Here is a 9073-nt window from a genome sequence, read left to right as displayed (position 1 = left end):
GGCTACACACCTACAATCACCACCGCGGTCACACCGCACTCAACGGCCAACCACCCGCCAGCCGCGTTCCCAACCTCTCAGGTCAGTACAACTAGCCCCTCAGCACCGACTCCACCTGCGCCAGCTCGGCCGCGGTCAGCGGACCGGACGCCAGCGCACCCGCGTTCTCCTCGACCTGGGCGACCGTCCGCACGCCGGGGATCGGCACCAGCCGGGGAGAACGCGCCCAGAACCACGCCAGCGCCCCCTGCACCAGCGTGCGGCCGCCGGAGGTCAGCACGTCCCGCACGGCCTCCCGCGCCGCGAAGTACGACGGCGCCGGCTTGCCGTCGACGAAGAACCGCAGCCACGCCGGGTTCGTGACGCGCACGTCGTCGGCCGGCAGCTCGGGGAACGTCTCCCGCGCCAGCAGCCCCATCGCGAGCGGGCGGCGGCACAGCACCGCGAACTCGCCCGCGTACATCTCCGGGTTGTCGAACAGCAGGTTGATGTCCGCCTGCGCGGCGATCCCGTGCTCGCCCTCGCAGAAGAACCGCGCCCGCTCGACGTCGTCCGTGCTCCACCCGTACGCGCGGATCTTGCCCTCCGCGACCAGCGCCTCGCACTCGTCGCGCAGCGGCCCGGCCTCCTCGTACGAGAGGTCGCCGACGTGCAGCTGGTACAGGTCGATCCGGTCGGTGCCGAGTCGCCGCAACGACCCCTCGACGGCGCGGCGCAGGTACGCGACGGACCCCTCGTTCCCGGTCATCCGGCGCTGCTCAGCGTCGAACCCGCAGCCCCACTTCGTGGCGATCAGCACCTGGTCACGCATGCCCGCAAGCGCTTGCCCCACCACCGTCTCGGCGTGCCCGCAGCCGTACACGTCGGCCGTGTCGAACAGCGTCACGCCCAGCTCGACCGCCCGCCGCAGCGCCTTCTCCGACTCCGCGTCGTCGGCCGGTCCCCAGCCGACGGGCAGGCCGTCCGGGCCCGAGAACGGGCCGCCCATGGCCCACGTGCCGAATCCCAGCTTCCCCAGTTCCAAGGTCATGCCACCACCGAACATCCTGGAGCGCGCTCCAGGTCAAGAAACGGGTTGCGGGCACGGGCCACCATTCAAGGCATGCCACTCGAAAACATCGTCGCCTTCGTGGCGGCCTCGTTCCTCATCGCACTGTCGCCAGGACCCGGCACCGCCGTGGTCCTGCGACAGTCGGTGCACGGGCGCAGGGCCGCGCTGGCGACGGTGTCCGGCATGGAGGTCGGCGTCGCCTGCTGGGCCGTCGCCGCCGCACTGGGGCTCAGTGTCCTGCTCACGGCGTCCGAGATCGCCTACCACGGCCTGCGGATCGCGGGCGCGGCCTTCCTGATCTACCTGGGCGTGAAGGCCCTGGTCGGCAAGGGTCGGCCCACCGACGAACCGCCGCCCGCGAGCCGCGCGTTCCGCAGCGGGCTGGTCGTGAACCTGGCCAACCCGAAGCTCGGCGTGTTCGCGATCTCGTTCCTACCGCAGTTCGTGCCTGCCGGGCAGGCCGGCAAGGGGGTTCTGCTCCTCCTCGCCGTGCTCTGGGTCGTCGTCGACACGGTCTGGTACCTCGTCGTCGTGGCCGTCCTGCACACCGTCCGCCGCTGGCTCGGCCGCCCGCGGGTCCGCACTGCTCTCGAGAAGCTGTCGGGCGGCGTGCTGCTGGCGCTCGGAGTCAGGCTGGTACTCGACCCGCGATGAGATCGGGTCGCCCCGGCGCCAGAACAGCTCGGGCAGCCCCGCCAGCTCGGCGAACGTGTGGCAGGCGGCCATCGTCGCGTAGCCCCCCGCCAGCACGTGGGCGCGGATCCGGTCCAGCCGGCCGAACTCGACCACCTCGCCGGCGATCAGGAACGGCAGCACCAGCTGCCAGGCCTGCACGACGGCCGGCCGGCGCCGGTGGGGGGCGCGCAGGGCGGCGCGGGCGACGCGGAGCAGGTGCTCGTTCGCGCTCATCGTGGACGGGTGCGCCGAGTGGTCCCAGTTCCACCGGCGCTCCTCCGTGACCGCGCACCGCACGCACTCGACGGGCCCGGTGCCGAGCTCGGCACCGCAGCGCGAGCACGCCAGCAGCGTCATCGCCCAGTCCACGCACGTCCACGGGTACTGGCCGACGTCGGCCGCGGTCACCAGCTCGGCCAGTTCCCGGTCGGCGAGCTGCGACGACGTCCGCAGCGCCTCCCAGTCGGCGAGCCAGAACTGGTCGAGCAGCTCGGCGCAGAACCCGCAGTCCGGGTAGCCGCGTCCCGCCAGCTCACCGCACGAAGGGCATGCCGAGACCACGGCGGGACGTTGACCGCGACGCGCGCCGGGCGGGAACGGCTGATGATCCGCCACGGGAGAAGATTAGGGGCAAATCGCGCCCTTGGCAGCCGCGGCGCGCGCTGACTATGGTCGGGTCTCGACAACTCAACACAGAACGCGGGAGCTCGCGCCTGAGCGGGCTGAGAGGGTGGCTGGCCGTCGTGCCGGTGTCACCGACCGCCTGAACCTGACCGGGTAATGCCGGCGTAGGGAGGAATGTCGTGATGGCACTAGACGACCGTTCGGTCGAGCCCAGTGTGACCACCGGCCCGATCTCGGGGTCGCGCAAGGTGTACCGCGAAGGTGTGCCTTTCCGCAGGGTGGAACTGACCAACGGCGACCATGTCGATCTCTACGACACTTCCGGTCCGTATACCGACGAGAACGCGACCATCGACGTCCACAGTGGACTGCCCGCGCGCAGGGCCGAGTGGGTCGCCGCACGCGAACCGATCAACGGAGCCGTCAGCCAGCTCGCGTACGCGAAGGCCGGGATCACCACCCCGGAGATGCGCTTCGTCGCCACGCGGGAGAACCTCGACGCGGAGTTCGTGCGCACGGAGGTGGCCCTCGGACGTGCGGTGATCCCGTTGAACCGCAAGCACCCCGAGGCCGAGCCGATGATCATCGGCAAGAAGTTCCTCGTGAAGATCAACGCCAACATCGGCAACTCCGCGGTGTCGTCGTCGATCGAGGACGAGGTCGAGAAGATGGTCTGGGCGACCCGCTGGGGCGCCGACACGATCATGGACCTCTCCACCGGCAAGCGGATCCACGAGACGCGCGAGTGGATCCTGCGCAACTCCCCCGTGCCCGTGGGCACCGTGCCGATCTACCAGGCGCTGGAGAAGGTGAACGGCGACCCGGCGGCGCTGTCGTGGGAGGTCTACCGCGACACCGTGATCGAGCAGTGCGAGCAGGGCGTCGACTACATGACCGTGCACGCGGGCGTGCTGCTGCGGTACGTGCCGCTCACCGCGAAGCGCGTCACGGGCATCGTCTCGCGCGGCGGGTCGATCATGGCCGCGTGGTGCCTCGCGCACCACCGGGAGAGCTTCCTCTACACGCACTTCGAGGAGCTCTGCGACATCCTGCGCGCCTACGACGTGACGTTCTCGCTGGGTGACGGGCTGCGGCCCGGTTCCATCGCGGACGCCAACGACGAGGCGCAGTTCGCCGAACTGCGGACGCTGGGCGAGCTCACGCACATCGCCAGGGCCAAGGACGTCCAGGTGATGATCGAGGGTCCCGGCCACGTGCCGATGCACAAGATCGCCGAGAACGTGCGGCTCGAGGAGCAGTGGTGCGGCGAGGCGCCGTTCTACACCCTCGGGCCGCTGGCCACGGACATCGCACCGGCCTACGACCACATCACGTCCGCGATCGGGGCGGCCCAGATCGGCTGGCTGGGCACCGCGATGCTCTGCTACGTCACGCCGAAGGAGCACCTGGGCCTGCCCAACCGCGACGACGTGAAGACCGGCGTGATCACCTACAAGATCGCGGCGCACAGCGCGGACCTCGCGAAGGGCCACCCCGGCGTGCAGGACTGGGACGACGCGTTGTCGAAGGCGCGCTTCGAGTTCCGCTGGGAGGACCAGTTCAACCTGTCGCTCGACCCGGACACCGCGCGCGCGTTCCACGACGAGACGCTGCCCGCGGAACCGGCGAAGACGGCGCACTTCTGCTCGATGTGCGGGCCGAAGTTCTGCTCCATGAAGATCACGCAGGACGTGCGGCGCTACGCCGAGGAACGCGGACTGTCCACTGTGGAGGCCATCGAGGCCGGCATGGCGGAGAAGTCCGGCGAGTTCGCCGGTACGGGCAACAAGGTCTACCTCCCGGTCGTGGAGACCTCGTGACCGGCGCACCACCGCGGGTGCTCACCATCGCCGGAAGCGATTCCGGCGGTGGTGCGGGCATCCAGGCCGACCTCCGCACGCTGTTCGCGTGCGGGGTGCACGGCTGCGTGGCGCTCACCGCCGTGACGGTCCAGAACTCGCTCGGTGTCACGGGTGTGCACGAGATCCCGCCGGACACCGTCGCGGCGCAGGTCGTCGCGGTGGCCGAGGACATCGGCGTGCAGGCCGCGAAGACCGGCATGCTGGCGTCCGCGCGGATCATCGAGGCCGTCACGCCGGCACTGGACCGCGTCGGGATCGGCCGCGGCCGCACCCCGTTCGTCGTCGACCCGGTCTCGGCGTCGATGCACGGCGACCCGCTGCTGGCCGACTCGGCGCTGGACGCCTTGCGGGGCCTGTTCTTCCCGCGGGCGACGCTGGTGACGCCGAACCTCGACGAGGTGCGGCTCATCACCGGGATCGCCGTGAAGGACCGCGCGGACCAGCGCGTGGCGGCGGAAGCGCTGCACGCGCTCGGCCCGGAGTGGGTGCTCGTGAAGGGCGGCCACATGTGGGACGACCCGGAGTGCCTCGACCTGCTCTACGACGGCCGCGAGTTCACGGAGCTGCCCGGACCTCGTTACGACACCGAGCACACGCACGGCTCCGGCGACACGCTCGCGTCGTCGATCAGCGCGGCGCTGGCGCGGGGCGCGTCGGTGCCGGAGGCCGTGCGGTTCGGCAAGGACTTCATCGTGCGGTCGGTGGCGGCGGCCTACCCGCTGGGCGCGGGCACCGGACCGGTGTCACCGTTCTGGAGGCTCGCCGGCTGACGACAGCGAGGTGGTGGCGGCCCGGCGTCCTGCGGGCGCCACCGCCGCGTCCGGCCTACGCGGGTGCGCCCTTCGACTCCTCGCCGACCAGCGTCTCCAGCGCGTCCAACGCGTTCACCAGCGCGGTGACGTGCTCGGGCGTGAGCTGTTCGATGCGGCGCTGCAGCTCGCGCACCCGCGCGGACCGCACGCCGGAGACCATCGTCTCGCCCTCGGGCGTGGGGGTGGCGAGCCAGGCGCGGCCGTCCTGCGGGTCGGGTTCGCGCTTCACGTACCCGGCCTCGACCAGCGCGGCGACGATGCGGGAGAGCGTCGGGGGTGCCACGCCCTCCTTGTTCGCGAGGTCGCCCAGGCGCATGGGGCCGCAGCGCGCGAGGGTGGCGAGCGCGGAGACCGCGCCGGGGCCGAGTCCGGGCGAACCGGTGCGTCGCAGCAACCGGGCCAGCCGGCCGATCGCCAGGTACAGGCGCGCGGTCGCGTCCTCGACCTCGGCGTCAATGGGGGCCGTCACGGCTTGTCGTCCTCCTCGGCGGATTCAGGTAGTTGTCAATCATCCCCCAACACGTGAGTACCCACGGTAGCGACCTCAGCGGCCCGGCGAAGACGCTTGGGCCCAAAAGCGCTGCGGAATTCGGCCGGCCAAGCGCGCCAGACGTCCGCCCTCGACCGCACAACGCATGGCGGCGCCCATGCGTTCCGGGTCCTGCGCCCGGGTGACGGCCGTCGCCAGGAGCACCGCTGAGCAGCCGAGTTCCATCGCGAGCGCGGCGTCGGACGCGGTGCCGATGCCCGCGTCGAGCACCACCGGCACGGACGCCCGCGCCGTGATGAGCTCGATGTTGTGCGGGTTGCGGATGCCCAGGCCCGTACCGATGGGAGAGCCCAACGGCATGACCGTGGCGCACCCCACGTCCTCCAGTTTCCGCGCCAGCACCGGGTCGTCGCTGGTGTAGGGCAGCACCACGAAGCCGTCGGCCACCAGCCGCTCGGCCGCGTCGAGCAGCTCCACGGGGTCCGGCAGCAGGGTCTCCTCGTCGTGCACGACCTCGAGCTTGACCCAGTTCGTCTCCAGGGCCTCGCGCGCCAGCTGCGCGGTCAGCACGGCCTCCGCGGACGTGCGGCAGCCCGCGGTGTTCGGCAGGACCTCGATCCCCAGGCGCCGCAACAACTCCAGCACGCCGGTCCGGCCGGCGGAGTCGACCCGGCGCATCGCCACGGTCGTCAGCTCGGTGCCGGACGCGACCAGGGCCCGTTCCAGCACCGAGAGGTTGGCGGCACCGCCGGTGCCGGTGATGAGCCTCGACCGGAACTCCCGGCCCGCGATGGTCAACGGGTCGTCCACGTCAGCCTCCCTGGACCGCGGTCAGCACCTCGACCACGCCGCCGTCCGGCACGATCGTCTTCTCCCACAACGCCCTCGGCACCACGGCGCCGTCGAGCGCCACCGCCACACCGGACGACGGCGCGCCCACGAGCTCCACCACCGCCGCCACCGACGTGCCGTCGGCGAGATCGCGCGGGGTGCCGTTGACCTGTGCTTTCACGAACTTCCTCCCTGCAGCAGCCCGACGACCAGGCGCGCGGTGTGCGGCGCCAGCAGCAGTCCGTTGCGGTGGTGGCCGGTCGCCGCGATGACATCCGGGCCGAGCCACCGCACGACGGGCAGGTTGTCGGGACTGCCCGCGCGGAACCCGACGGCGGCCTCGGCCAGCGCGTACTCCGCGATGCCCGGCAGCACGGTTTCCGCGTCCCGCAGCAGGTCCCGCACGCCGGCGACGGACACGTCGGTGTCGAACCCGGCCTCGTACTGGGTGGCGCCGACGACCAGGCCGTCGTCGCGCGGCACCAGGTACACCGGGCGTCCCGACACGAGCGCGCGGATGGTGTGCTTCGGCGGCGGCAAGGCGCCCGGCCGGTGGGTGAGCCGCAGGATCTCGCCCTTCACCGGGCGGATCACGTCCTTCAGCGCCGGGTGCAGCTCACCGCTCCACGCCCCGGCGGCGATCACCGTCACCCGTCCGTCCACATCGGACACCACTCCGGCGGCCCGGCAGGCCTTCCACAGCGCGGAGAGCAGCAGCCGGTTGTCGACGGCGAGGTCTCCGGCGGCGAACACGCCCCCGCGCACCGCAGGCCCGAGCGAGGGCTCGAGGGCGCGGATCTCCCGCGAGGTCAGCAACTCCCCCGAGTGCCGCAGGTCGGCGAGGTCGCCCGGCTGCACGCCGACGGCCAGCGTGCCCGCGGTGAAGAGCGGCACGCCGATCGACGCGGCGAAGTCCGGCCACATCGCGAGGGCCTCGACCCCCTGTGCCACCACGTCTTCCTCGCCCGGCCACGCCTCCGTCGCCGGCGCGAGCATGCCACCCGCCACCCGCGAACCGCCGTACGGCGACCCCACGTCGCGCACGGAGACGGAGAACCCGGCGCGCGCCGCGGCCAAGGCCGCGGACAGGCCGACGACACCGCCACCGACGACGGTCACTTCCACACTGCTCAAGGCATTCACGCTCCCTGCGCCGGCATGACCCGGATCAGGTTCGACGGTCGGAGCGAACCACGCTCCCTCTCAGCCCGGTGTTCTCCAGGCTCCCGTGCGGACCGGTTTCAACATAACGGTTAACGTGCGTGCGTGCCAGGACTCGACGGAAACCTGATCAGGCAACGACTCGCCGACGCGACGCTCTACCTCTGCACACCGGACCGGCCGGACCTCGCCGAGTTCGCGGACGCGGTCCTCGCGGGTGGCGTCGACGTCATCCAGCTGCGGGACAAGGCGCTCGAGGCGAAGCAGGAGATCGCGGCGATCGAACTCCTCGCGGAGGCCACCGAACGCCACGCGAAGCTGCTGGCCGTCAACGACCGCGCCGACATCGCGCACGCCGTGGGAGCGGACGTGCTGCACCTCGGCCAGGACGACCTCCCGGTTCCGCTCGCCCGCCGGATCATCGGCGACGACATGGCGATCGGCCGCTCCACCCACGACGTCGAGCAGATGCGCGCGGCGGCCGGGGAACCCGGCGTCGACTACTTCTGCACGGGCCCGTGCTGGCCGACCCCGACCAAGCCCGGCCGTCCCGCCCCCGGACTCGACCTCGTCCGCGCCACGAAGTCCGACCGGCCGTGGTTCGCGATCGGCGGCATCGACCTCGTGAACCTCCCCGAGGTCAAGGCGGCCGGCGCCACCCGCGTGGTCGTCGTCCGCGCCATCACCGACGCCGAGGCCCCGCGCCGCGCCGCCGAGATGTTCAAATCCGAACTTGATCGTTGAAATTTGAACTAAACGGCGTACCCTCGGAGACGTGAGCGCACCAGTTCTGTACCTGAGCCACGGGGCACCCCCGCTGGCCGACGACGAGACGTGGACCAGAGAGCTCAGGGACTGGTCCGCCACCCTTGCGCGCCCGGAGGCCGTGCTGATGGTCTCCGCGCACTGGGAGGAGGCGCCGACGACCATCGGCGCGACCACCACCGTGCCGCTGGTCTACGACTTCTGGGGCTTCCCGCAGCGGTACTACGAGGTCACCTACGCCGCACCCGGCGCACCGGAGCTCGCCGACGACGTCCGCAAGCTGCTCGGCGGCCACGTCGAGCAGGACGAGGCGCGCGGCCTCGACCACGGCGCCTACGTGCCGCTGAAGGAGATGTTCCCGGACGAGGACGTGCCGGTCCTGCAGATGTCGCTGCCCACCCTCGACCCGCGCGAGCTGCACGAGGTCGGCCGCAAGCTCGCGCCGTTGCGGGACAAGAACGTCCTGATCGTCGGCAGCGGCTTCATGACGCACAACCTCAGCTGCGTGAACTTCCCGGCGGGACCGGACTACGAGCCGCCGTCGTGGTCGAGGGAGTTCGACGACTGGGCGCACCGGCAACTGGCCGACGGCGACGTGGACGCGTTGCTCGACTTCCAGCGGAAGGCCCCCGCGGCCGGCATCGCGCACCCGCGGACCGAGCACTTCGCACCGCTGTTCGTGGCGCTGGGCGCCGCGAGCGACGAGAAGGCCCGCACCAGCGTCGACGGCTTCTGGTACGGCCTGTCGAAGCGGTCGGTGCAGTTCAGCTAGCCGCGCCTTCGAGCACGAGGGTGGCGAACC

10 protein-coding genes and 2 riboswitches are annotated in these 9073 nt (G+C 71.6%); of the genes, 5 read left to right on the top strand and 5 right to left on the bottom strand.

Annotation, left to right across the window (positions count from 1 at the left end):
* Positions 1–91 precede the first annotated feature (91 nt).
* Positions 92–1030: an aldo/keto reductase gene (locus tag ACFWGZ_RS36260; protein ID WP_382456112.1), complete on the bottom strand. Its 939-nt coding sequence runs from the start codon at positions 1028–1030 to the stop codon at positions 92–94.
* Between the two features lie 72 nt (positions 1031–1102).
* Here ACFWGZ_RS36260 and ACFWGZ_RS36255 point away from each other — a divergent pair, with 72 nt between their 5' ends.
* From ACFWGZ_RS36255 to thiD, 3 genes are all read left to right on the top strand, one after another.
* Positions 1103–1705 carry a LysE family translocator gene (locus ACFWGZ_RS36255; protein ID WP_382456111.1) on the top strand — a complete coding sequence of 201 codons (603 nt, stop codon included), beginning with the start codon at positions 1103–1105 and terminating at the stop codon, positions 1703–1705.
* Between the two features lie 710 nt (positions 1706–2415).
* Positions 2416–2538: riboswitch (TPP riboswitch) on the top strand.
* Positions 2533–4170 (top strand): phosphomethylpyrimidine synthase ThiC, encoded by a 1638-nt coding sequence (thiC, locus tag ACFWGZ_RS36250; RefSeq protein WP_382456110.1) that lies wholly within the window; start codon positions 2533–2535, stop codon positions 4168–4170. (Overlaps the previous riboswitch by 6 nt.)
* Entirely contained in the window at positions 4167–4982 is an 816-nt protein-coding gene (thiD, locus tag ACFWGZ_RS36245; protein ID WP_382456109.1) for a bifunctional hydroxymethylpyrimidine kinase/phosphomethylpyrimidine kinase, read from the top strand. Before thiC ends, thiD begins: the two co-directional genes overlap by 4 nt.
* Positions 4983–5037: 55 nt before the next feature.
* Here the strand turns inward: thiD and ACFWGZ_RS36240 are convergent, their stop codons facing one another.
* The 4 genes from ACFWGZ_RS36240 to ACFWGZ_RS36225 all read right to left on the bottom strand — a co-directional run bounded on the left by ACFWGZ_RS36240 (position 5038) and on the right by ACFWGZ_RS36225 (position 7488).
* Positions 5038–5493 carry a MarR family winged helix-turn-helix transcriptional regulator gene (locus tag ACFWGZ_RS36240; protein ID WP_382456108.1) on the bottom strand — a complete coding sequence of 152 codons (456 nt, stop codon included), beginning with the start codon at positions 5491–5493 and terminating at the stop codon, positions 5038–5040.
* Positions 5494–5568: 75 nt separating this feature from the next.
* The gene (locus ACFWGZ_RS36235) at positions 5569–6324 is read right to left on the bottom strand and encodes a thiazole synthase (RefSeq protein ID WP_382456107.1); all 756 of its coding nucleotides are present in this window, start codon (positions 6322–6324) and stop codon (positions 5569–5571) included.
* Between the two features lies 1 nt (position 6325).
* On the bottom strand, positions 6326–6526 hold the full coding sequence (thiS, locus tag ACFWGZ_RS36230) for a sulfur carrier protein ThiS (protein ID WP_382456106.1): 201 nt from the start codon (positions 6524–6526) through the stop codon (positions 6326–6328).
* Positions 6523–7488 carry an FAD-dependent oxidoreductase gene (locus ACFWGZ_RS36225; protein ID WP_382456105.1) on the bottom strand — a complete coding sequence of 322 codons (966 nt, stop codon included), beginning with the start codon at positions 7486–7488 and terminating at the stop codon, positions 6523–6525. The genes thiS and ACFWGZ_RS36225 overlap by 4 nt, the downstream gene beginning before the upstream one ends.
* Positions 7474–7585, bottom strand: a riboswitch (TPP riboswitch). Its footprint overlaps the gene before it by 15 nt.
* Positions 7586–7611: 26 nt before the next feature.
* Between ACFWGZ_RS36225 and thiE the strand changes: the two genes are divergently transcribed.
* Positions 7612–8250 (top strand): thiamine phosphate synthase, encoded by a 639-nt coding sequence (gene thiE / locus ACFWGZ_RS36220; RefSeq protein WP_382456104.1) that lies wholly within the window; start codon positions 7612–7614, stop codon positions 8248–8250.
* Between the two features lie 31 nt (positions 8251–8281).
* Entirely contained in the window at positions 8282–9043 is a 762-nt protein-coding gene (locus ACFWGZ_RS36215) for a dioxygenase (RefSeq protein WP_382456103.1), read from the top strand.
* Positions 9044–9073: the final 30 nt, after the last annotated feature.

The organism is Lentzea sp. NPDC060358, assembly GCF_042725365.1.
Classification (GTDB): domain Bacteria; phylum Actinomycetota; class Actinomycetes; order Mycobacteriales; family Pseudonocardiaceae; genus Lentzea.
The sequence above is the reverse complement of the archived record's forward strand: the minus strand, read 5'-3'. Positions and strand labels throughout refer to the sequence as shown.

Bases quoted from the DNA above. Each gene is read 5' to 3' on its own strand.
- ACFWGZ_RS36260 (WP_382456112.1), bottom strand. From the start codon at position 1,030: ATGACCTTGGAACTGGGGAAGCTGGGATTCGGCACGTGGGCCATGGGC.
- ACFWGZ_RS36255 (WP_382456111.1), top strand. From the start codon at position 1,103: ATGCCACTCGAAAACATCGTCGCCTTCGTGGCGGCCTCGTTCCTCATC.
- thiC (WP_382456110.1), top strand. From the start codon at position 2,533: ATGGCACTAGACGACCGTTCGGTCGAGCCCAGTGTGACCACCGGCCCG.